The 19,811-nt window shown below is 57.8% G+C and carries 23 protein-coding genes; 16 read left to right on the top strand and 7 right to left on the bottom strand.

Translation table 11 applies throughout. The features are described from left to right. Nucleotides 1-31: 31 nt before the first annotated feature. Nucleotides 32-559, top strand: a complete 528-nt coding sequence (locus ACP8MI_RS09850) for a GatB/YqeY domain-containing protein (protein ID WP_259816438.1) — start codon at nucleotides 32-34, stop codon at nucleotides 557-559. On the opposite strand, the gene ACP8MI_RS09845 is transcribed toward ACP8MI_RS09850, so the two are convergent. Further along, nucleotides 556-2,964, bottom strand: coding sequence for a transglycosylase domain-containing protein (locus ACP8MI_RS09845; protein WP_018121088.1), 2,409 nt, complete (start codon nucleotides 2,962-2,964; stop codon nucleotides 556-558). The genes ACP8MI_RS09850 and ACP8MI_RS09845 overlap by 4 nt on opposite strands. A 137-nt stretch (nucleotides 2,965-3,101) precedes the next feature. On the opposite strand from ACP8MI_RS09845, the gene ACP8MI_RS09840 reads away from it, so the two are divergent. The 4 genes from ACP8MI_RS09840 (at nucleotide 3,102) to ACP8MI_RS09825 (ending at nucleotide 5,043) form a co-directional block, all read left to right on the top strand. Continuing rightward, nucleotides 3,102-3,470 carry a WhiB family transcriptional regulator gene (locus ACP8MI_RS09840; RefSeq protein WP_375544302.1) on the top strand — a complete coding sequence of 123 codons (369 nt, stop codon included), beginning with the start codon at nucleotides 3,102-3,104 and terminating at the stop codon, nucleotides 3,468-3,470. 89 nt (nucleotides 3,471-3,559) lie between these two features. Beyond that, on the top strand, nucleotides 3,560-3,715 hold the full coding sequence (sp36, locus tag ACP8MI_RS09835) for a Sp36 family protein (RefSeq protein ID WP_018121090.1): 156 nt from the start codon (nucleotides 3,560-3,562) through the stop codon (nucleotides 3,713-3,715). A 2-nt stretch (nucleotides 3,716-3,717) separates the two neighbouring features. Continuing rightward, the gene (locus tag ACP8MI_RS09830) at nucleotides 3,718-4,194 is read left to right on the top strand and encodes a RidA family protein (RefSeq protein WP_126844336.1); all 477 of its coding nucleotides are present in this window, start codon (nucleotides 3,718-3,720) and stop codon (nucleotides 4,192-4,194) included. Nucleotides 4,195-4,197: 3 nt separating this feature from the next. Then, a complete protein-coding gene (locus tag ACP8MI_RS09825; RefSeq protein WP_126844334.1) occupies nucleotides 4,198-5,043 on the top strand; it encodes an MBL fold metallo-hydrolase in 846 nt (281 codons plus the stop codon). A gap of 204 nt (nucleotides 5,044-5,247) precedes the next feature. Here ACP8MI_RS09825 and glxR read toward each other — a convergent pair whose 3' ends face one another. Continuing rightward, nucleotides 5,248-5,931 carry a CRP-like cAMP-activated global transcriptional regulator GlxR gene (gene glxR, locus ACP8MI_RS09820; protein ID WP_018121093.1) on the bottom strand — a complete coding sequence of 228 codons (684 nt, stop codon included), beginning with the start codon at nucleotides 5,929-5,931 and terminating at the stop codon, nucleotides 5,248-5,250. A gap of 108 nt (nucleotides 5,932-6,039) precedes the next feature. Beyond that, nucleotides 6,040-6,162 (bottom strand): hypothetical protein, encoded by a 123-nt coding sequence (locus ACP8MI_RS09815; RefSeq protein WP_018121094.1) that lies wholly within the window; start codon nucleotides 6,160-6,162, stop codon nucleotides 6,040-6,042. A 144-nt stretch (nucleotides 6,163-6,306) separates the two neighbouring features. On the opposite strand from ACP8MI_RS09815, the gene ACP8MI_RS09810 reads away from it, so the two are divergent. From ACP8MI_RS09810 to ACP8MI_RS09800, 3 genes are read left to right on the top strand one after another with little or no spacing between them, the layout of a single operon-like run. Then, a complete protein-coding gene (locus tag ACP8MI_RS09810) occupies nucleotides 6,307-7,062 on the top strand; it encodes a TlpA family protein disulfide reductase (RefSeq protein WP_126844330.1) in 756 nt (251 codons plus the stop codon). Further along, on the top strand, nucleotides 7,062-7,823 hold the full coding sequence (locus ACP8MI_RS09805; RefSeq protein WP_126844329.1) for an NUDIX hydrolase: 762 nt from the start codon (nucleotides 7,062-7,064) through the stop codon (nucleotides 7,821-7,823). Before ACP8MI_RS09810 ends, ACP8MI_RS09805 begins: the two co-directional genes overlap by 1 nt. 35 nt (nucleotides 7,824-7,858) lie before the next feature. Next, on the top strand, nucleotides 7,859-9,055 hold the full coding sequence (locus ACP8MI_RS09800; protein ID WP_049149185.1) for a MarP family serine protease: 1,197 nt from the start codon (nucleotides 7,859-7,861) through the stop codon (nucleotides 9,053-9,055). A 26-nt stretch (nucleotides 9,056-9,081) separates the two neighbouring features. Here the strand turns inward: ACP8MI_RS09800 and ACP8MI_RS09795 are convergent, their stop codons facing one another. The 3 genes from ACP8MI_RS09795 to ACP8MI_RS09785 form a co-directional block, all read right to left on the bottom strand. After that, nucleotides 9,082-10,044: an alpha/beta fold hydrolase gene (locus ACP8MI_RS09795; RefSeq protein WP_144736950.1), complete on the bottom strand. Its 963-nt coding sequence runs from the start codon at nucleotides 10,042-10,044 to the stop codon at nucleotides 9,082-9,084. A gap of 60 nt (nucleotides 10,045-10,104) precedes the next feature. Beyond that, nucleotides 10,105-10,608, bottom strand: a complete 504-nt coding sequence (locus ACP8MI_RS09790; protein ID WP_018121099.1) for a phage holin family protein — start codon at nucleotides 10,606-10,608, stop codon at nucleotides 10,105-10,107. An 88-nt stretch (nucleotides 10,609-10,696) separates the two neighbouring features. After that, entirely contained in the window at nucleotides 10,697-11,680 is a 984-nt protein-coding gene (locus tag ACP8MI_RS09785) for an HAD family hydrolase (RefSeq protein ID WP_284589898.1), read from the bottom strand. A 333-nt stretch (nucleotides 11,681-12,013) separates the two neighbouring features. On the opposite strand from ACP8MI_RS09785, the gene ACP8MI_RS09780 reads away from it, so the two are divergent. From ACP8MI_RS09780 to ACP8MI_RS09750, 7 genes are all read left to right on the top strand, one after another. Next, nucleotides 12,014-13,222 (top strand): CpaE-like family protein, encoded by a 1,209-nt coding sequence (locus ACP8MI_RS09780; protein ID WP_425654539.1) that lies wholly within the window; start codon nucleotides 12,014-12,016, stop codon nucleotides 13,220-13,222. Nucleotides 13,223-13,264: 42 nt separating this feature from the next. Next, nucleotides 13,265-14,392, top strand: coding sequence for a TadA family conjugal transfer-associated ATPase (locus ACP8MI_RS09775; RefSeq protein ID WP_490290664.1), 1,128 nt, complete (start codon nucleotides 13,265-13,267; stop codon nucleotides 14,390-14,392). Beyond that, nucleotides 14,389-15,192: a type II secretion system F family protein gene (locus ACP8MI_RS09770; RefSeq protein ID WP_284586034.1), complete on the top strand. Its 804-nt coding sequence runs from the start codon at nucleotides 14,389-14,391 to the stop codon at nucleotides 15,190-15,192. The genes ACP8MI_RS09775 and ACP8MI_RS09770 overlap by 4 nt, the downstream gene beginning before the upstream one ends. Next, nucleotides 15,189-15,773 carry a type II secretion system F family protein gene (locus ACP8MI_RS09765; protein ID WP_236588426.1) on the top strand — a complete coding sequence of 195 codons (585 nt, stop codon included), beginning with the start codon at nucleotides 15,189-15,191 and terminating at the stop codon, nucleotides 15,771-15,773. Before ACP8MI_RS09770 ends, ACP8MI_RS09765 begins: the two co-directional genes overlap by 4 nt. A gap of 184 nt (nucleotides 15,774-15,957) precedes the next feature. Further along, nucleotides 15,958-16,146 carry a DUF4244 domain-containing protein gene (locus ACP8MI_RS09760; RefSeq protein ID WP_283774548.1) on the top strand — a complete coding sequence of 63 codons (189 nt, stop codon included), beginning with the start codon at nucleotides 15,958-15,960 and terminating at the stop codon, nucleotides 16,144-16,146. A 55-nt stretch (nucleotides 16,147-16,201) separates the two neighbouring features. Beyond that, nucleotides 16,202-16,504: a hypothetical protein gene (locus ACP8MI_RS09755; protein WP_018121106.1), complete on the top strand. Its 303-nt coding sequence runs from the start codon at nucleotides 16,202-16,204 to the stop codon at nucleotides 16,502-16,504. Beyond that, complete coding sequence (locus ACP8MI_RS09750) at nucleotides 16,501-16,887, top strand: Rv3654c family TadE-like protein (RefSeq protein ID WP_284572095.1); 387 nt, start codon at nucleotides 16,501-16,503, stop codon at nucleotides 16,885-16,887. Before ACP8MI_RS09755 ends, ACP8MI_RS09750 begins: the two co-directional genes overlap by 4 nt. A 46-nt stretch (nucleotides 16,888-16,933) precedes the next feature. On the opposite strand, the gene ACP8MI_RS09745 is transcribed toward ACP8MI_RS09750, so the two are convergent. Beyond that, the gene (locus ACP8MI_RS09745; RefSeq protein WP_284572096.1) at nucleotides 16,934-19,390 is read right to left on the bottom strand and encodes a Zn-binding domain-containing protein; all 2,457 of its coding nucleotides are present in this window, start codon (nucleotides 19,388-19,390) and stop codon (nucleotides 16,934-16,936) included. A gap of 186 nt (nucleotides 19,391-19,576) precedes the next feature. On the opposite strand from ACP8MI_RS09745, the gene ACP8MI_RS09740 reads away from it, so the two are divergent. Continuing rightward, nucleotides 19,577-19,780 carry a cold-shock protein gene (locus ACP8MI_RS09740; RefSeq protein WP_018121109.1) on the top strand — a complete coding sequence of 68 codons (204 nt, stop codon included), beginning with the start codon at nucleotides 19,577-19,579 and terminating at the stop codon, nucleotides 19,778-19,780. Nucleotides 19,781-19,811: the final 31 nt, after the last annotated feature.

The following is a 19,811-nucleotide window of genomic DNA, read 5'->3' as shown; positions in this document are numbered from 1 at the left end:
CAAGCCCGACAAGGCGAGTATGTTTGAGCCTATGACTAACAACACCGCTAACAACACTGCTGAAAACACTGCACAGGCTCGTGACCCGCAGGGGTCGCTGAAAGAGCGCATCCGTCAGGACCTGACCACGGCCATGAAGGCGAAGGATAAACCAACGACGTCCGCATTGCGCATGTTGTTGGCTGCTATCCAGGCGGAAGAAACCTCCACCGGCACCCGCACGGAGCTCACCGATGATGACGTGCTGAAGGTCATTGCCCGTGAGATCAAAAAGCGCCGTGAATCCGCCGGGATCTACCGCGACAATGGCCGCGACGAGCTTGCTGAGGCCGAGGAAGCCGAGGTGGCAGTGTTCGAAAACTATCAGCCACGTCAGCTCAGCGACGACGAATTAGGCGAGCTTGTCGACGGCGTCATCTCCGAGGTTGCCGCCGATGCGGGGGAGGAGCTGTCCATGAAGCACATGGGCCAGGTGATGAAGGCCGCGAACGCGAAAGCCTCCGGACGCGCAGATGGTAAGCGCATCTCGGAGGCAGTGAAAGCTCGCTTGCAGGGCTAGAAGTTAAACAAGTTTCGCAATTCCTCGGCGGCGTTTTCTAGTTCCTGTTCAATATCGATGCCGGGTGCTGGTGGCGCCTGGTTGCCGCCGGGTGCTCCGCCACCGGTGCTATTCGTGCCGGATTGTTCGCTTGCCGACGGCGCGCGGCGGGTGGAACCGTCGGAGATGCGCAGAACAACCACGCTATTTGCGGGCCCGGTGAAATCCGCGCTGACCACACGGCCAGCGGGCATGCCGTTGCCGGCGACTCGTTCCGTACGCACTTCTAAACCGGACTCGGCCAAACGATTCCGTGCATCAGATTCACGCAATCCACGCACTTCGTCGAGCTTGGCGGCGTCGAGCCCTTGGTTAAAAGCCGGGTCAAAATTAGCGCTAACGCCGCCGTTTAATGCCGGTGGCAAATTATTCGCCATGTTATAGAACGAGCGCGCTGGTTCGGTACCGCCAAACAGATTGCCGTTTCCGCACTGGCGCACTGGGCTGGTGCACAGCGACATCGTGGTGGTGCTGTCGTTGAAGATATACGGAGCGGCCGCGATGCCGGAGTTGAATGCCAAGAAGGCAGCCGAGAAGTTTTCATTGGTGGTACCAGTTTTTGCGGCCATGGTGCCCGGGAAGCCTTCGGCAGCGCGCGCGTTGGCCGCGGTACCGGAGATTTCATCCTCGGTCATTGCTTGCGACAATGCGGTTGCGGCGTTGGAGTCCATGACGTTTTCGCATGGTGTCCGTTCCAGGTACACCTCTTGGCCATTGCGGTCATAGATCGCATCAATCGGGTTGGGTTCGCACCAGTTACCGCCCGAGGCCAGGGAGGCGCCGACGTTGGACAATTCCAGCGCATTAACTGGGGTGGAACCGAGCACGTAGGAGCCCAAGTTGGCATCTTTTTGGAATTGCGCGATGGAACGTTCACCATCATGGGTGCCTTCTTCGGCGTAGCTGCGCAGCCCCAAATCAACCGACAGGTCCACCACCGCTGGAACTCCCACGCGTTCCATGAGCTGGACAAATGGCGTGTTCGGGGAATGAGCTAAGGCGTCCCGCAGCGTCATCGACTCGGCAAATTCACCGAAGTTTTCCACACAGTAGCGGTTGGCCGGGCAGTTCGGTGCACCGCCATGGCCTAAGCCTTCGGCTTCGTAGCGGCGCGGCACGCTCATGTATTGCTCAATGCCCATGCCGTCTTCAATTGCTGCGGCAGCGGCAAAGACCTTAAAGACGGAACCAGCGCCGTGGCCGACTAGTGAATACGGCTGCGGCAGAATGGTTTCGCCCGCTTCTTGGTCTAAGCCGTAATTGCGTGACGACGTCATCGCCAGGATGCGGCGCGAATCCGGGCTTGGTTCTAGTACGTTCATGACCTCGGCGACGCCGTCGGCATGCGGGTCAGTGTAGGTTGAGACCGCGCGGCGTGCTTCGTATTGCACGCCCGGATCCAGGGTGGTGTGGATGTCGTATTTCCCGGCCAGTAGCTCTTCGGTGCTGATGCCGCGGTCTTCCAAGTATCGCAAGGCAAAGTCACAGAAGAAACCGGCATCACCCGCACCGATGCAGCCATTGGACAGGGTGTCGGGAGATTCCATCACACCAAGTGGTTCAGTTTTAAAGCCGTCGGCAGCTGCCTGCTCCAAATATCCGTGATCGACCATGGCCTGCAGCACGGTGTTGCGCCGATCGGTGGCACCATCCGGGTTGGTATACGGGTTCAGGTATTCCGAAGACTGCACCATTCCAGCGAGCATCGCCGCCTGCGGAACGGACAGTTCTGCCGCCGAGATACCGAAATACGTGCGCGCGGCAGCCTCAATACCGTAGGCGTGGTTACCAAAGGGCACCAGGTTCAAATAGCCAGCCAGGATGTCTTCTTTGCTCAGACGGTCATCCAAATCGGCAGCAACGCGGATCTCGCGCAGCTTACGCGCAATCGTTTGTTCAATGGCTTCTTGGCGCTCTTCGTCGGTGTCGGCGTCGACAAGCAAAGCCCAGTTCTTGGCGTATTGCTGGTGAATCGTCGACGCACCCTGCTGCACACCGCCAGCGGCAATATTGGTGGCTAAGGCGCGCAGGTAGCCCTGGAAATCAACGCCCTCGTGCTCATAGAAGCGGTTGTCCTCGATCGCGACGATGGCGTCTTTCATTGCCTGCGAGATTTCCTCCGGCGGAACCTCATGACGACGCTGGCTGAAGAAATTCGCCAACACATTGCCCTCACTGTCATACATTGTGGACACACCTGGTGCGCCACCTTCTTGAATATCAGTGAGGTCAGATTCCATCGCCTGCTCCGCGCGCGCTGCACTTGCCCCGGTAATGCCGACAACCGGCGCGATGGCCGCGGCGATAACCGCGGACACACCGAGTGTTGCCAGCATTATGGTGATCATCGATTTGGAATAAGACACGATAGATACTTTACGCAGTAAAGGTGTGTGGCAAAAGCACTCACTCCCCCTGGAAGTGTGACACATTCGACAAGAACTGTGTTGCGCCCTAAACTATCCGGAACATCTCAGCGGAAACTACACCCTCGCTGTCAACCTTGAGGAGTCACTTCATGCCTGCCACGCCTGGCAACCCCCAACGCAACTCGAGCTACCGCGGAGCCTACGGCCGGAAAACGGCAAAGATCTCTGCGGCAACTGTGGAGCGTGGTGAATGGGTAGCTCAGGCCAAGTGTCGCAACGGCGACCCGGACGCATTATTTGTGCGTGGAGCAGAGCAACGCAAAGCCGCCATGATCTGCCGACACTGCCCGGTGGTCATCGAATGCTGCGCAGACGCGCTGGATAATGAGGTGGAATTTGGTGTCTGGGGTGGGCTCACCGAGCGCCAGCGTCGGGCTATCTTGCGTAAGAACCCGCACGTGACGGATTGGGCCAGCTACCTTTCTAATGGTGGCGAGATTTAGGACCAACTATGCAGCTGTGGCGCGTTGGTGCTGAGCTCTCGGCGCTGAGCTCTAGTCGTCGGCACGGAGCAGACGGTAGAATTAAGCCCATGAAGAAATGGGAATACGCAACCGCACCTGTCCTTGTCCACGCTACCCAGCAGATCCTCAATACCTGGGGTGAAGACGGCTGGGAGCTGGTAACCATCATCCCTGGCCCGAACCCGGAAAACCTGGTTGCCTACTTCAAACGCGAGTTGGTCTAAGCATGGCTGCCAACATCAAAGATCGCTTGGCAGAACTCGGCATTACGTTGCCGGAGGTGGCTAAGCCACTGGCGGCTTATGTGCCAGCGAAGCGAGTGGGCAACCAGGTGTGGACGTCTGGCCAATTGCCGCTTGTCGACGGCCAGCTGCCGATAACCGGGCTGGTTGGCGATGAGGTCTCAGCAGAAGAAGCTTATTCGGCTGCGCGCACCTGCGCATTGAATGCTTTGGCCGCAGTGGATGCCGAAGTTGGTCTGGACAATGTCGCCAGCATCTCCAAACTCGTTGGTTTTGTTGCGAGCGCTCCGGGCTTTTACGAGCAGCCGGGTGTCGTCAATGGTGCTTCCGAGCTGGTTGGCGAGATTTTTGGCGATGAAGGCGTACATGTCCGTTCTGCTGTCGGGGTAGCGGTGCTGCCGAAAAACGCGCCGGTCGAAGTAGAAATGGTCGTCGAACTGCGGAGTTCTAGTACGGTATAAAGCATGAAGCATCCTGCTTATAGTCAGCTTCGCCCCGTGACTCCATCAGTGGGAGTGGTCCTGTGTGCCAACCCCAGCTATGCGGCACTGGAAGGCACAAATACTTGGATCATTCGGGCAGGGGAGGATGATCGTGCGATCGTCGTAGATCCCGGCCCGGAAGATGAAGGCCATCTCAATGTCGTTCGTGGGCAAGCCCGCGAGGTGGGGCTGACCCTACTGACCCATCGTCATCATGATCACGCAGATAGCGCCGAACGATTCCGGCAGTTAACCAACGCGCCAGTAAGGGCTTTTGATCCTGGCTACTGCGTGGATGGCACAGCTTTGCAGGATGGCGAAGTCATTTCGATCGAAGGGGTCACCCCACAGGTAGAAGTAGTGCACACACCAGGGCATACCTCGGATTGTGTGTGCTTTTTTGTGTGGTCTTCCACCCCGCATGAATCCCAACTTGAGGGCATTATCACCGGAGATACGATCGCCGGACGTCACACCACCATGATTTCCGAGACCGATGGTGACCTTGGCCAATACTTGACGACGTTGCGGATGCTGCAAGAACGCGGCCAGGGAGTGGCTTTGCTGCCGGGGCATGGACCAGACCAAGATAACGTTGCGGAATGGGCCGAGAAATACCTGGAGCGTCGGCAATACCGTCTGGAACAGATTCGGGAAATTCGCGCTGAGCGCGGAGATGACGTCGACCTGCAGACGCTTATCGATGCGATGTATCAAGATGTTGACCCGGTATTGCGCCACGCTGCTGAACAGTCGACTCGGGTGGCACTGCGCTATCTCGACGGGAGACAGCAAGAAAGCCCGGCGAAAACCGGGCAAAGCTCATAACTTAGCCGTTTATCGCTCGGGCTTGGTTTGGGCCGGAATGGGTGTGGGGTGAAACCTTAGCCGCATAGCCGTGGGTTGTGCGGCGCGAGCAATGACGCTGCGCCTGCAGCAAACGCCGGTTGCCACCTGGCAGGGTCAGTATCAAGTGGCAGTGATCCAGGCGTGCCACATGCAATGGCAGAACGCCGAATGCTGAATGTGTTTTTATCGAGCGCGGCGTGCCAAGTGCTCGGTGTCCACGATCAATACGGACTTGCCCTCAAGGCGAATCCAGCCACGGTGCGCGAACGTCGCCAAAGCCTTATTGACGGTCTCACGCGAAGCACCAACCAATTGGGCGATTTCTTCCTGGGTCAGGTCATGGTTGACGCGCAGTGCGCCGCCTTCCTGTACACCGAAACGGTTTGCCAGCTGCAGCAGTGTCTTGGCCACGCGGCCTGGCACGTCGGTGAAGATCAGATCTGCCAAGGACGCGTTGGTACGACGCAGACGACGGGCCAGAACACGCAACAATTGCTGTGCAATCAATGGGTGATCGGATACCCATTTTTGCAGCATTTCGGAGTTCATCGTGGCCGCGCGTACTTCGGTGACGCAAATCGCGGACGAGGTACGTGGGCCCGGATCAAAAATGGAGAGTTCGCCGAACATGTCGGACGGGCCCATGACCGTCAAGAGGTTTTCACGGCCGTCTGGAGCGTGGCGGGCGAGTTTAATCTTTCCGGCAGTGATGATGTACAGGCGATCACCTGGCTCGCCCTCTTCGAAGATGGTGGTACCGCGTGGGTATTTCACGGTTTCCATTTGCTCGATGAGGTTGTCGACTGCTTCCGGGTCTACGCCCTGGAAAATCCCTGCACGCGAAAGGATCTCGTGTACGTCTTCCACTTTTGTCTCCTTGGACTAGGCTCGTTGTAGCTGTGATTGCTGTTGTAATATACCCCACTCTAGTGGGGACGCTGCTCTGGTGGGCGAAAATCCGAAGATCGATTATATTTACGCTTCCGCCTTGCCGCCAGGATTTTCGGTGGTGCTGGCCAAAGCGTTTGCTTCGAGCTTTTCCATCCCCATGGCAAAGACCGCAAGTGCGATCGGGACAATAACGGTAAGAGCAATCATGCCTCCATCATAATAAATATACTGTGTACCAATTCTGTGTGGTCTGAGAATTTGCTTGGGCTAACCCGTGGTTTCACCGTGGTCTTGGCGCGTGCGCATTACGTACGCAGGCTGTATTAATCGACTGTATTATTCTGGATTTTGATGAATAAACAGACTGCCTTAGCCCTTATTAGCGTCATCGCACTGGTTCTTTCCGTAGCGGTGGGCTTCGGGGCGTACACGTTGTTGAGTGGCAATTCGGACGGCTCGGCTGTGGATGCTGCAGATGCCGGAGATGGCGGCCGGGCGAATCAATCCGGGAACGAAGCCACCGGTGCAGGCAGTGATGCGGATCGTGCGAGCGGCGCACTCGACCTGGCGGGCATCGAGCGCCCAGCATGCCCAAGCCCAGCAGTCCCGGGGGTGGGCTTGGAACTACCGTGCCTTTCGGAACACGAGACTGCGCCGGCATCGGGCGTCGGCAAGAGTACTGAACCGGGCAGCACTGAACAAGACAGCGCTGAACAAGGCAGCGCCGAGCGAAGCAGCATAGACCAAGACGGCGCGAATAACGCACAGGATGACGCGGTCACCATCGTGAATATGTGGGCCTGGTGGTGCCAGCCGTGCCGCGAAGAAATCCCTTATTTGGAGGAAGTACAAAAACAGCACCCCGAATGGCAGATTGTGGGGGTTCACGCAGATCAGAACGCCAAAAATGGTGCGGGTATGCTGGACGAGATGGGCGTGGATTTCGTGAGCTACCAAGATTCACACAATAAATTCGCCACGGAACTAGGATTGCCGGGAGTGATTCCCATTACCATTGTGTACGTGGGTGACACCCAAAAGAAAGTTTTTGCGCAACCGTTCCGCTCCGCAGATGAGATTATCGAAAGCATAGAAGGTGTTGTCTAGTGATCGCGAATGCCGACAGCCCTGGTCATAACATCACAGTGCAACCGGAACTCGCACCGCAGTGGTTGCAGAAACTCGCCAGCCTGCAAGAAGATAGCCTGCAGAATTTTTTACCGAATCGCCGCCCGGAAGAATTCAACCTCCCAGAGCCGAAGGCCACCAAACACGCTGCGGTCCTGGTGCTTTTTGGCGGTGGGGCGTCGCCTGCCGACGGCGGGGCTGCTTCTGCTGATGTACCAGCTGATGCCTCCGTGTTGTTGACACACCGGCACCCCGGCATGCGCAGTCACTCTGGGCAGATTGCTTTTCCCGGTGGCCGCATCGATGCCACGGATAGGTCACCGGTGGATACCGCATTGCGGGAAGCCTGGGAAGAAACCGGGCTGAACCGAAATAATGTGACCCCGTTGAAGCAGTTTCGCGACCTGGCCATTCCCGTGACCGGAAACCAGGTGCACCCGGTCTTGAGCTATTGGGATACGCCTTCGTCGGTGGATGTCACCAGCCCGGATGAGGCGGATGATGTCTTTACTGTCGCTGTCTCGGATCTGTTGGCTCCAGAAAATCGTTTTGCCATTAAACATGGGTCGTGGACCGGCCCGGCGTTTTCGGTGCGCGACTACGTTGTCTGGGGTTTTACCGCCGGATTGCTCAATGCGATTTTTCACCTATCTGGTTGGGAGCGGGAATGGGACCGCGAGAAAGTTTTTGACTTACGCGAAACCCTGGAGAAATCACGTAACAATGAGGCGCTGCGCTAGAGCCTGCTAGTGCTGGAAGCGAGTAGAATTTTCCCGTGACAGAATCAATTTTCGTTGATCTCATCCTCATTTTGGTCATTCTGACCAGCATTGGGATCGGCTGGCGACAAGGTGCAATCGCATCCATCCTGTCTTTTATTGGTGTGATCTCCGGTTTGATCATCGGTGGTGCAATCGCGCCACTGTTGATGGGATTGACCGAAAACACGCTGGCCCGTTTCGTGCTCGCGATCGGAAGTTTGCTCATCAGCGCTGCAATTGGGCACCTGGTGGGGGTTTCTCTCGGGCTCAAAATACGGGAAAGCTTACGCCTGAAATCAGTGCAGACAGTAGATTCTGCGATTGGTTCTGTTGCCCAAGCCGTGGCGGTATCAATTCTGATCTGGCTGGTGTCTATCCCGTTGGTCACAGGTACCACGGGTGCGTTTAGTCAGATGCTGCGCAGCTCCGCAGTGCTGTCGACGATGAACTCGTTGGTTCCTGATCGAGCCGAACGTCTTCCAGCGCAGATCTCTGCGATGCTCAACGAATCCGGGTTGCCGCCGATAGTCTCCCCGTTTGAACGGCACCAGGAAAACCACCAGGTTGAAGCTCCGCGCATCAACGTGGATAACGAACAAATGGTGCACGATGCCCGCCCATCGGTGATCCACGTGATGGGGGAATCTGACCAGTGCCGCAGGCGGCTGATGGGCACCGGTTTTGTGGCGCAAGAAGACTATATTCTCACCAATGCCCATGTGGTTGCCGGTACCCACAGCGTGCGCGCCGATACCGTGGTGGGCGTGCGTGAGGCCGAAGTTGTTTACTATAACCCGGATATTGATATCGCGGTGCTGCATGTTCCGGATCTCGGACTCCCAGCGTTGCCATGGGCGGAGCAGCCGGCGCTGAGTGGTGACGACGCCGTCGTCATGGGCTTTCCGCAGTCTGGTCCGTTTGATGCCTCGCCTGCGCGGGTGCGCGACCAGATCCGCATTTCCGGGCCCGATATTTATGCCCAAGGCAGGGTAGAGCGCGAAGTTTATACCCTGCGTGGCAATATCCGACAGGGTAATTCCGGTGGTCCGGTCACAACTGCCGACGGTCGCGTGATCGGTATGGTCTTCGGTGCCGCGGTGGATAACTCGGACACCGGGTATGCATTAACTGCTGATGAGGTGCGCCAGCAAGTCGGTGCGCTTGGCGCGTTGACCGCCCCGGTAGACACCGGAGCTTGCGTCGCACAGTAATTTTCGTGCGTGCCAGTACCCACAGGCTAGTGCTGATTAGTGCCAGAGACGCTGGTCAGCTCGGCGGTTGTCCACTCGCGTATCTGCTGGACCACCGTGCGCACGAAAGCCTGTGGGCGTTCCACGTGAGGCATATTCTTCGCGCCCTGCATGGTCAGCGATTTCCAGGGTGCGCGCATACGACGAGCACTACGTACGGTGAGCTGTTTCCACAAACTCTGGTCTGCGTGAATCATCGTCACCGGAACAGATACCGGCTGGTCCAGCCAGCTCCCGGGGGCGAAGCTTAATAGCTGGCGATTGTGCTGTAACGCGACAGCACGGGTACGTCCAATTTTGGACGCTTGAATGCGCAGGGCAAGTTCGTCGGCAAAAGCCTGGGAAGCACTAAAATCTGCCGTGGTCTCGCTGTGTAAATTGCGCCGGTAAAGCCATTCGAAGCGCCGCGAGAACGGAAGATAGACAAACGACGGCAGCCGCATGATGGCGGCGCGGAGTAAGATCCAGAGGAAATTCCAGGGGCGGCTTTGTACAGTTTTGCGCAGATCCACAGGGTGCGCGCTGGCGACTGCGATGAACCCGCGGACTCGTTCCGGGGATTTGCTGGCGAGCGCCCAACCAAGTGCGCCGCCGATGTCGTAGCCAATAAGATAAGCCGATTCGTAGCCGAGCGCAGAAATCAGACCGGAAATTTGGCCGGAATCGCTACGGATATCTTGCCCCGCAGAAACCGGCGGATGATCCGACATGCCGTAACCGCGCAGGTCGACTGCGACGACACGAAAACCGGCGTCGGCAAGCTCTGCGATGACGTGGCGGTATTCAAACCAACCACTAAAGGCCCCGTGCAACAGCACGATCAGCGGATCGGTACTGGAACCGGCGCTGACGGTGTGCAAACGGAGGCCGTGGGTATGAACGTGTCCGTGCTGGAACGGGCCATCCAACTCGACGATGGATGGTGAAAGCTTAGCGGAACGTTTGGGCATGCACACACTGTACCCCAGGCGCTCCGGCCTGGGGTGGTGGCGTAGCTGGGGAGGGGACGATTAGGTGTACATTCCCGATGGGCCCTCCAGCGACTTGCTGGCAGAACCTGGGCGGAGCTTCTTCAGCTCACCCACAGATTCAATGGTGGCTTTCGGTGCTTGAATCTTCTTTACCTTCTTCACACCCACCAGTGCGACGACTGCGGCGATGACCAGCATCACGAGGAAGACGATGAGGAATGCAGCCCAGCGCTGCAGCCACAGGTGAGCCAAAAGTTCAGCCAGGAAGAAGAACAGGAAAAACGAGCTGTACAAAGCAACGGTGCCGGCTACGGCAAACATTCCGCCGCCGATAGCGCCCTTTTTCGCCTCGCCTGCCAGCTCGGTTTTGGCAAGTTCGATCTCTGCGCGTACCAGGCTAGAGATCTGCGTGGTGGCATTAGAAACTAAATCGCCGATGGAGGTCTCGCCTGGTTTGGCGGTATCAGCATCGCTTAAGGGGATGGAATCTACCTTTGGGTTAAAATCGTCGGCGCCATCGGTGAAAAGTCCTTGCTTGCTCACGCTATACCTTCCCTTGCTTTTCGCAGAATATTCGCAGAAATCGAGTCTTGTGTATTAATTGTACGTCCTTGCGGTTCGCCCGTGGAGTTTAGGCGCTGGACTTTTTGAACCAGCTATCCAAAAACTTCCAGTCTAGCCCTTTAGGCATGGAGATTGCGGGCGTGCGTGTCGACGATACTGCTGCTGGTTTCGCTGTTTTCGCCGGTTTATCCTGGGCATAGAATTTAGTCAGCAACGTTCCTGCGGTTACCAGTGCGACGATTCCGGCGAGTAGCCCTGCGCCGATTCCGATTTCCTTCGCGCCGGGCAGCTGGAAAAGTGGCGCGGGATCTTTGAAGCTGCGGATTTCCCAGCTACGTTCCAGCGCGATCTTTTTTAGTGCGCGATCCGGGTTGACCGCGACTGGATAGCCGACGAGTTCCAGCATTGGAGCGTCGGTCGCAGAGTCCGAGTAGGCATAACTGTGCTCGAGGTCGTAGCCGCGTTCGTCGACAAGCGCGGTGATTGCGTCGGCCTTGGCGCCGCCTTTGCAATAGAACTCGACGGTTCCGGTGAACGCGCCGTCGATAATCTCCAGTTCGGTGCTGATGACCTCCGTGATGCCGAGTTCTTCGGCGATTGGTTCGACGAGTTGGCGTGCCGACGCCGAGATGATGATGACTTCGTGGCCAGCGTCCTGGTGTGCCTGGATGAGTTCCCGGGCCTCGCTATAGATCGCTGGGGTGAGCACAGTATGCATGGTCTCGTGCACGATGTCGCGCACATGTTTTTCAGACCAGCCGGTGATCATGGAGGTGAGCTGGTCACGGGTGGAATCCATCTGGGCGCTGGATTGACCAGCAAACATATAGCTGGCTTTGGCCAGAGACAGACTCAGCGCGTCCTGTGGGGTGATAAGCCCGTTGTGGAGGAATTCGCGCCCGTAGGCGAAGGCCGATGAGGTGGCGATGATGGTTTTGTCCAGGTCAAAAAACGCCGCCACCCGCCCGCGTTGTGGATGTGGGTGTGGGTGTGGGTGCGAGGATGCCTGTTCTTGCTGGGACTGGTCGGCGGTGCTGTGGGGATCATGCATAGGTACCTGCCGTAAGAAGTCTGTGGTTGGTGCAGTGTTGGTTGGCGCAGCGTTGACCACTACTGATGTGGTTGATGTTGCTGTTGTGGCTCGTGTTGTTGATTGTTGTTGCTTGTTATCTCCTGTTACACGAGCCATCTTAGTTGGGTTATCCCTCTGGTGCGTCGAGTTGTTACATAGTTGGCGGCTTCAGCAGAAAAAATTGCGAAAGCTGGCAGAAATCTCAGGGTTGTCCACAGGTCGATCGATGACGTGACAACAGGCTCTTTGAGTTTTCCACAGATTCGGGATGTGCCGTTGAACAGCAGTGTTGTTCCGGCTTGGCTAGAGGCCATGAACACGCAAGATCCTTCCATCGTCCTCGCCATCGCAGATCCCACTTTGCGCACAGAGGCAAGCCACATCGCCGCCGCTACTGGACACCGCGTGGTTACTGCCAGCGATGAGCGCGATATTTATCGGTTGGGTGCACGGGCCGAAGCACTATTTCTCGATTCCGAACACGTGGAACTCTTGTCGACGACTTCTGGTGGTCCGCCACGACTAACCAGCCCTGCGTATCTGGTGTGTTTGGATCCCGGCCCGGTCGATGAACAACTAGTCCAGGCCTGCGCGGCACACGGCGGTTTTGTCATTCCTGCGCAGAATAAAGAGATTCTGGCAGCGCTGGGTGCGCACGCGCAGCAAGACCTGAATCACAGTGCCCAGCAGGGCGGTGATCGGCCGATACCGCAGCGCCCTCGACCGAAAAACCTAACGCGTCCGGTTAGACCCGCCAGTCCGTCCTATTCGACAAGCCCAAGCAGGCAGTTGTCGTCGCGCACTGATCCGCACTTAACCATCGCGGTGATCGCTGCGGGTGGAGGCACGGGTGCCTCGACGGTGGCGGCTGCGATTTCGCGGGTCGCGGCGTACAACAATGCCGGTGCCGTGACATTGATCGACGCCGTGGATTATTCCGGTGGACTGGATTTACTGCTGGGAATAGAAAAACATGACGGGCTGCGGTGGCCAGATCTCAACTTGGGCGAAGGCCACATCAATGCCAGCGATCTTCGTTCCTGTCTACCCAGCACCGATGACGGCATCGCAGTGTTGACAGAACGACGCACCCATGAGGGAACAGAAAGTTTCCGCAACCAGGAAGAAATTGAATCCGTCCTGTCTGCGCTGCACAACGAACCGGGATTGTCGGTCGTTGATGCCAACCCTTTTCAGATTCCACGGTCGATTGATGCAGCAGTGGTGGTGTGCCCCGCGGAATTGCGCTGCGCGGCCCGGGCCGCGCACATCAGCACACAGCTTTTTGCGCGACACATACCCCACAGTGTGGTGGTTCGGCATCGCCAGTGGTCAGCCCTAAGCATTGAGGAAATTGAAGACCTCGTGCGCAGTGATGTCATCGCAGAAATCGGGACTATCAAACGGCTGACGAAAATCACTGAAAGTGGTGGTTTACCTGTGCGTATACCGAAGCCGTTATCCATAGCTGCCTATGCCGTGCTCGCAGAATACGGCTGGAACACAGCAGCTGCGCGATAGCCCGAACGAGATCCAACCACCTGCCCAGAGAAAGCGGCGCACATGTCAGTTGCAGAATACATTGTAGAAACCATCCAACGTCGGGTTGCGGCACAGCCCAGTCTTGTCGACGATCCACCCCGACTGGCCCGCTTGATCCGCGAAGAATCTGGGGTGATTAGTGATTTTGACGTGCTCGAAATCCTACGAAAATTGAAAAATGACACCGTCGGCATCGGTGTTTTAGAGCCGCTGCTGTCCCTATCGGGGATCACCGACATCGTCGTCAATGGCCCAGATTCCGTGTTTTTTGACCGCGGGGAAGGGCTAGAAGCAGCAGGGATCCAATTCCGTGATGATGAAGAAGTCCGCCGGTTAGCAGTGCGTCTGGCGAGTTTGTGCGGCAGGCGACTGGATGATGCGCAACCGTGCGTGGATGGCAGAATTCGTCGCGAAGAAGATATTGCGCTGCGATTTCACGCGGTATTAAGCCCACCAGCGCAACAAGGCACGTGTATTAGCCTGCGGGTTTTGCGATCACACTCCGCAAGCCTGGATTCGTTGCATCAGCGCGGCAGCCTCGATGATTATTCACGACGATTCTTGCACGACCTGATCGCACAACGACGATCCTTTCTTATCGTGGGCGGAACCGGAAGCGGGAAAACCACGTTGCTTTCGGCTTTACTCAGCGAAATTGATCCCGGGCAGCGGTTGGTCTGTATCGAAGACACCCCGGAGCTGACCCCAAATCACCCACACGTGGTCAACCTGACTGCGCGCGGTGCTAACAGCGAGGGCGGTGGGGCTATCAGTATTTCTGATTTGTTGAAACAGGCCTTGCGCATGCGTCCGGACCGCATCATCGTGGGAGAGATTCGGGGTGCGGAAGTCGTGGATCTTCTGGCGGCACTGAACACCGGGCATGACGGGGGCGGAGGGACCTTGCATGCGAACCGTCTCACAGAAGTTCCGGCGCGCTTGGAAGCTCTCGGTGCTTTGGGTGGTTTGGAACGCACGGCGCTGCATGCACAACTTACTGCCGCTGTCGAAGTGGTATTGGTGATGCAGCGCGGGGCAGATGGAACCCGCAGGCTCGCCCAGATTGGGCAGCTACAGGCAAACCCGTTGCGGATTACAACCGTGTGGGAATTTGGGCAAGCAGACACCTCCGCCGAGGTGTCAGCATGATGAGTGCAGCAGTAATGTGTCTGGCTCTGGCAATGGTGATCTCACCGGTAGCAGCGCGGGCACGCATTGGGAAACCACAGCAAGCACTTGTCCCCAAAGAATTTGTACTCACAATTACGGTGGTGTTTTTGGTGGTCACCGTACTCATGGCGGTGGGTACTTTCGCACTCGCGGTTGCCGGAGCCATCGCTGCGGCAACGGTACTGGTAAGTGTGCGACAAGTAGTGCGGCGACGCAGGATCATGGCCGATACCAAGGCACTGGGAGTCTATATTGGTCAGCTAGCAGCAGATATTGATTCTGGTGCGCATCATTTCCATGCCGTCGAAACCGCAGCGGAGCACCTGCCCGACGATACTCCGCCGCGGGTGCGTACCATTGCAGAATCCGCAGCGGCGCAAGCCAGATTTGGCCACAGCCCGGCCTATGCATTCACCCAGCACAGCTCTGCGGAGCTACCACAGCTGCAACGGTTGGCAGTGTTGTGGTCAGCAGCCGGACGCCACGGTATAGCACTTGCCGGGTTATTGGAATCCGTACATCGCAGCATCACTGGGGCCAGCAGGCACCGCAGTGCCACCGAAGCCAGCTTGCAAGGCCCACAAGCAACCGCAGTGATTCTGACGTGCCTGCCACTAGCCGGGATCGCCATGGGGATGGCGATGGGCGCGGCACCGATTAGCTTCTTGCTCACGACACAGCTTGGCGGGATCGCCCTCATATGCGGCGTCGGACTGTCCTGTGCAGGCTTCATGTGGTCGCGCACAATCACCAGCAAAGCAATAGGTGATACGCCATGACTGGGCAGATAATGCTGGCGCTCGGGATGGTTCTGCTTGCAGGGGCGCTCTGTATTCCTGCGGCCCCGACCGTAGGCAGGTTGGCTGCGGCAACGAGCACGACGAAAAACCCGCGGGAGCCGCCACAAGCGCCGCACCCATTGCACATCGCTGCTGATATCGAACTATTCGCCGCCTGCGTGGAGTCCGGTCTTGGACTGCATACTGCGACCAGTGTCGTTGCAGAAGCTGCAGCCAGCGATACGGCCTCGGTATGGCGAAAAGTCAGCCAATTAGAAGCTGTCGGTATTGCAGAGCGCGAAGCTTTTCGCGAGATGCGCACCCATGACGGTTTTGCGGAGCTGGCCACCATTATCGAATCAGCCCGGCAATCCGGAGCACGTATCGCACCCCGGTGTCGTGAGCTAGCGGTCAGCGTGCGTGCAGATGCCACAGATCATGCACGAGCAGCCGCAGAACGTGCGGGGGTGCTCATCGCTTTGCCACTCGCGGTGTGCTTTTTGCCAGCGTTTATTCTGCTGGGCCTGGCCCCAGTCGTGATCAGTCTGGCCACCGATCTGCTTGCCACTTCCGCGGGGTAGCACCGGAAATGTTTCGCGCAGACACACAGAAAATGAAGAACTTTCACCTTAATGAGAAGGAGTCATCATGACCACATCATTCCCATCGTCTCAACCAGACCAGCCAGCAAATCTGCTGCTCACGAAGTCAGGGACACACAACCCACAAGCGAACCCATCCCGGCAACGCCAGGCAGAACGTGGTGTGCAGTCGAAAAAGCCCGGATTGCAGTTGCTTGCCGACGACTCCGGTATGAGCACCATTGAATACGCCATGGGATCACTGGCTGCCGCAGCGCTGGCGGCTGCGCTCTACCTAGTGGTCAGCAGTGGGGGAGTCACTGATGCAATCGAGTCGATTATCACCGATGCGCTGTCCGATACTCCGTCCTAATAGCACGCGCTTGCCGCAGCAGTCGCGCCGTCGGCAGCTGCTTCAGCTGAGGCCGGTGCGACGGCTTCGCGACGAGCGCGGTTCGGTCACGATCGAAGCTGCATTCGCACTGGCTGCGTTGATCATTGTCACGTCGCTGATAATCGGAGCGATCGCCACGGTAAGCGCGCATATCTCCGCCATTGATGCAGCAAGTGCCGCCGCCAGGGCGCATGCCATCGGCGTGGATTACCAACCACCGAACAGCGCAGAGATCAGCGTGCAGGAAGCTGCTGGGCTGGTGACCGTGACCGCGGAAGTTCCCGCGGTCTTCGGAACCCGCAGTGCTAGTGCCGTCTATCCCGTGGAGACACGATGAAGCCCACAAACAATGGTGGTCACAAGCAGCGTCTGCCTCGTTTCCAATGCCTCGCCAATGAGGCCAACGATGATGGATACGCGACCGTGGCAGCAGCCGGGATCATCGTTGCCATCGTGGCGGTGTCCCTGTCTCTGATGGGGGTAGCCAGCCACGTGGTGGCGCAGCATCAAGGGCAACTCGCAGCAGATATGGCAGCGGTCGCTGGAGCAGAAGCCTTCGCCCGCGGTAAGCCACCCTGCCCGGCAGCACAGGAGACCGCGGAAGCCAACCATGCCACCGTGGATTCGTGCCGGACCGATAACCGCGACGTTTTGGTGGAGGTCACCGCCGGGATATCGGTCACGAGTGCATCGGCACGAGCGCGCGCCGGGCCGCTTTAACAGGTTTTAGTCGGGCTTAAACAGGGGTGAGTGCGCCGCGGGCTCGCTACTTTTCCTCACCTTCTTGCTCATGCTCAGCCGTGCTCGCATCCAGCGATACCAGCAATGCATGCAATACTTTGATCGCTCCTGTTTTATTGAGCGGCTCATTGCCATTGCCGCATTTCGGTGATTGCACGCACGACGGACAGCCACTAGCGCAACCGCAGGACGAGACCGCCTGCAAGGTCGCAGCAATCCAGTCGCGGAAACGGCGAAAACCTTCCTCGGCAAAGCCAGCCCCGCCTGGGTAGCCGTCATAGACAAACACCGTCGGCAACTGCGTATCTACATGCACTGCGGTAGAGACCCCTCCGATATCCCAGCGATCACACGTGGCCAACAGCGGCAATAACCCAATTGCGGCGTGTTCGGCTGCGTGCAAACTGCCCGGAATATCGGCTTCGTCTACTCCTGCAGCTGCGAGTGCACGCGGGCTGATGGTATAGGCCGCTGCCTGGGTAAACAGGCGCTGTCGGGGAAGATCCAGGGGCACCTGTTCCGCCACGGAACCGTCGGGAAGCCGCACCATGAACCCGGTCACCTGGTCGATGACTTCCACATCCACCAACGCCACCGACATATCAGGCGAGAGTTGCCGCACGTGCTGCGCGGGTGGGCCTGCCAGGATCCGGATCTGGGTATCAGATAAAGCCTGCGTGGAATAGTCCGGCTGAGCTGGGCGGGCCAGAGCGATGTAGTCGTCGAAATCGAGATCGTCGATTAGAAAACTTTCCCCTTGGTGCAAATACACCGCTCCGGGGTGCAACTGACTGGCAGCACGCGCGGAATCCACGGTGCCCAGCAAACGACCATCGGAGGAATCCACGATTATGACTTGCTGGCCAGAACCACCGCGGATATCCACAGCAGCGTGTGCTGTGTCTGGACGCAGCGGACCGTCTGGCAAGGGGGCGGCAAACCATCCTTGTTCCCGGGCGCGCAAAAACCCATTTTCCGTCAAGCGCTCTACGACGTCGTGGGCCTGCCACTGTTCGATATCGAAGGAGGTGAGAGGTTTTTCCACTGCAGCACAATAAATATGTCCTTCGAGGACATACGGATTCGCTGGGTTAAACACGCTGGCTTCAATAGGGCGTTCCAGCAGCGCAGGAGGATGGTGCACAAGGTAGGTATCCATCGGATCATCACGGGCGACCAGCACCACCACAGAGCCTTGTCCACGCCGGCCCGCCCGGCCTGCCTGCTGCCAAAATGAGGCCACCGTACCCGGGAATCCGGCTCCGACCACAGCATCAAGTCCGCCCACGTCGATGCCGAGCTCAAGCGCGGATGTCGTGGCAACGCCCAACAGCGTGCCGTTGTCCAGATCGCGTTCTAATTTTCTGCGATCCTCAGCCAAATATCCTGCGCGATAAGATGCAATTCGGGCTGCGAAATCCATGCGTCCGCGGGCACTGAGCTCTTCAGCGCAGCGCAGTGCGGTGGTCTCTGCTTGCCTGCGGGACCGCACAAAAGTCAGGGTGCGGGCACCCGCAGCAACCAGATGCGCCATGATCGCGGCGGCTTCCGTTGATGCTGCTCTGCGAACTGGTGCGCCATTCTGGCCTTCTATATCATCGCGAAAACCCGGCTCCCATAGCCCGACGGTGCGTGCACCCTGCGGGGATCCATCGGCGGTGATGCCATGCATGGCGCGCCCGGTCAGTCGCTGGGCATGGGCTACCGGGTCCGCGGAGGTCGCAGAAGCACAAATGATTGTCGGATCAGAACCATAATGCGCACATAATCGCAGCAAACGGCGCAGTACCAAAGAAACGTGGGAGCCAAAAACCCCACGGTAGGTGTGGCATTCGTCGATGATGATGAATTCCAAATGCCGCAGTACCCGCGCCCAGCGTTGGTGTGCACCCAGCAAAGACGCGTGCACCATATCCGGGTTAGAGAAAATAAACCGCGAAGCCTCGCGGATTCCGGATCGGGATTCGGTAGGGGTGTCGCCGTCATACGGTGCTGGGATGATCGTCGACCTGTGCGGCAGTGCAGCAGCATCAGATCCATCATCACTTGAGGCAACACAGCCGAGGCCAGCATCATCTACAGCCCGCAGTAATCGTTCCACCGACAACAACTGATCTGAGCCAAGCGCCTTCGTCGGGGTCAGATACAACGCACAAGCCGTGCGATCTGTACCCAACCGCGACAACACGGGTAACTGGTAGCCCAAGGATTTTCCAGACGAGGTGCCTGTGGCGATCACAGTATTGCGCCCAGCGTGGATTGCCTCGGCAGCTGCGGCCTGGTGACTGAATAATTGCGTGATGCCGCGTTCTTCGAGTGCCGCGCGCAATCGTGGGCTGACCCAGTCCGGCCAAGCAGCATGGCGGGCAGCCCGCGCCGGGATCACCCGGTGGTGTGTCAGGGTGGAATTGGGGAAGTGAGAGGTGAGTTCGTCGAGAAGCTCGTGGCCAAAAGCCGCATCCGACTGGCTAATACTGCCCATTTCTACCCCTTTATGGGTGTGGATAACCCGTTTTTGCTGAATATATTGCGTAAGAGTATCTTCTGCGGCCAAATCGTGCGAGACTAAGCAACGAACGCGGTTTCTAGGTTAGTTCGAGAAGTGCTCGCAGCAAGGTTAGATTCGCGGACACTTTGCAGATCCGTCGCCAAAAGAAAAGGTTTTAACATGGCAAAAGGAACCGTTAAATGGTTTAACGCTGAAAAAGGTTTCGGCTTCATCGCTCCGGAAGATGGCTCGAAGGATGTCTTCGTGCACTACTCCGAGATCCAGGGCAACGGCTTCCGTAGCCTGGAAGAAAACCAGCAGGTGGAATTCGAAATCGGCGAAGGCGCCAAGGGCCCACAGGCGCAGCAGGTTGTTGGCCTGTAATACGGTCAGCCTGTAACAATTTCGCTGGCCG

The sequence above is a fragment of the Corynebacterium sp. LaCa_70 genome (genome assembly GCF_058182015.1).
This window is presented reverse-complemented; position numbering and strand designations above follow the sequence as displayed.

Coding starts and splice junctions, on each gene's coding strand:
- ACP8MI_RS09830 (WP_126844336.1), top strand. CDS start 3,718: ATGGCTGCCAACATCAAAGATCGCTTGGCAGAACTCGGCATTACGTTG.
- sp36 (WP_018121090.1), top strand. CDS start 3,560: ATGAAGAAATGGGAATACGCAACCGCACCTGTCCTTGTCCACGCTACC.
- ACP8MI_RS09745 (WP_284572096.1), bottom strand. CDS start 19,390: ATGGGCAGTATTAGCCAGTCGGATGCGGCTTTTGGCCACGAGCTTCTC.
- ACP8MI_RS09795 (WP_144736950.1), bottom strand. CDS start 10,044: ATGCCCAAACGTTCCGCTAAGCTTTCACCATCCATCGTCGAGTTGGAT.
- ACP8MI_RS09785 (WP_284589898.1), bottom strand. CDS start 11,680: ATGCATGATCCCCACAGCACCGCCGACCAGTCCCAGCAAGAACAGGCA.
- ACP8MI_RS09815 (WP_018121094.1), bottom strand. CDS start 6,162: ATGATTGCTCTTACCGTTATTGTCCCGATCGCACTTGCGGTCTTTGCC.
- ACP8MI_RS09740 (WP_018121109.1), top strand. CDS start 19,577: ATGGCAAAAGGAACCGTTAAATGGTTTAACGCTGAAAAAGGTTTCGGC.
- ACP8MI_RS09765 (WP_236588426.1), top strand. CDS start 15,189: ATGACTGGGCAGATAATGCTGGCGCTCGGGATGGTTCTGCTTGCAGGG.
- ACP8MI_RS09810 (WP_126844330.1), top strand. CDS start 6,307: ATGAATAAACAGACTGCCTTAGCCCTTATTAGCGTCATCGCACTGGTT.
- ACP8MI_RS09750 (WP_284572095.1), top strand. CDS start 16,501: ATGAAGCCCACAAACAATGGTGGTCACAAGCAGCGTCTGCCTCGTTTC.
- ACP8MI_RS09775 (WP_490290664.1), top strand. CDS start 13,265: ATGTCAGTTGCAGAATACATTGTAGAAACCATCCAACGTCGGGTTGCG.
- ACP8MI_RS09770 (WP_284586034.1), top strand. CDS start 14,389: ATGATGAGTGCAGCAGTAATGTGTCTGGCTCTGGCAATGGTGATCTCA.
- ACP8MI_RS09780 (WP_425654539.1), top strand. CDS start 12,014: ATGAACACGCAAGATCCTTCCATCGTCCTCGCCATCGCAGATCCCACT.
- ACP8MI_RS09825 (WP_126844334.1), top strand. CDS start 4,198: ATGAAGCATCCTGCTTATAGTCAGCTTCGCCCCGTGACTCCATCAGTG.
- ACP8MI_RS09850 (WP_259816438.1), top strand. CDS start 32: ATGACTAACAACACCGCTAACAACACTGCTGAAAACACTGCACAGGCT.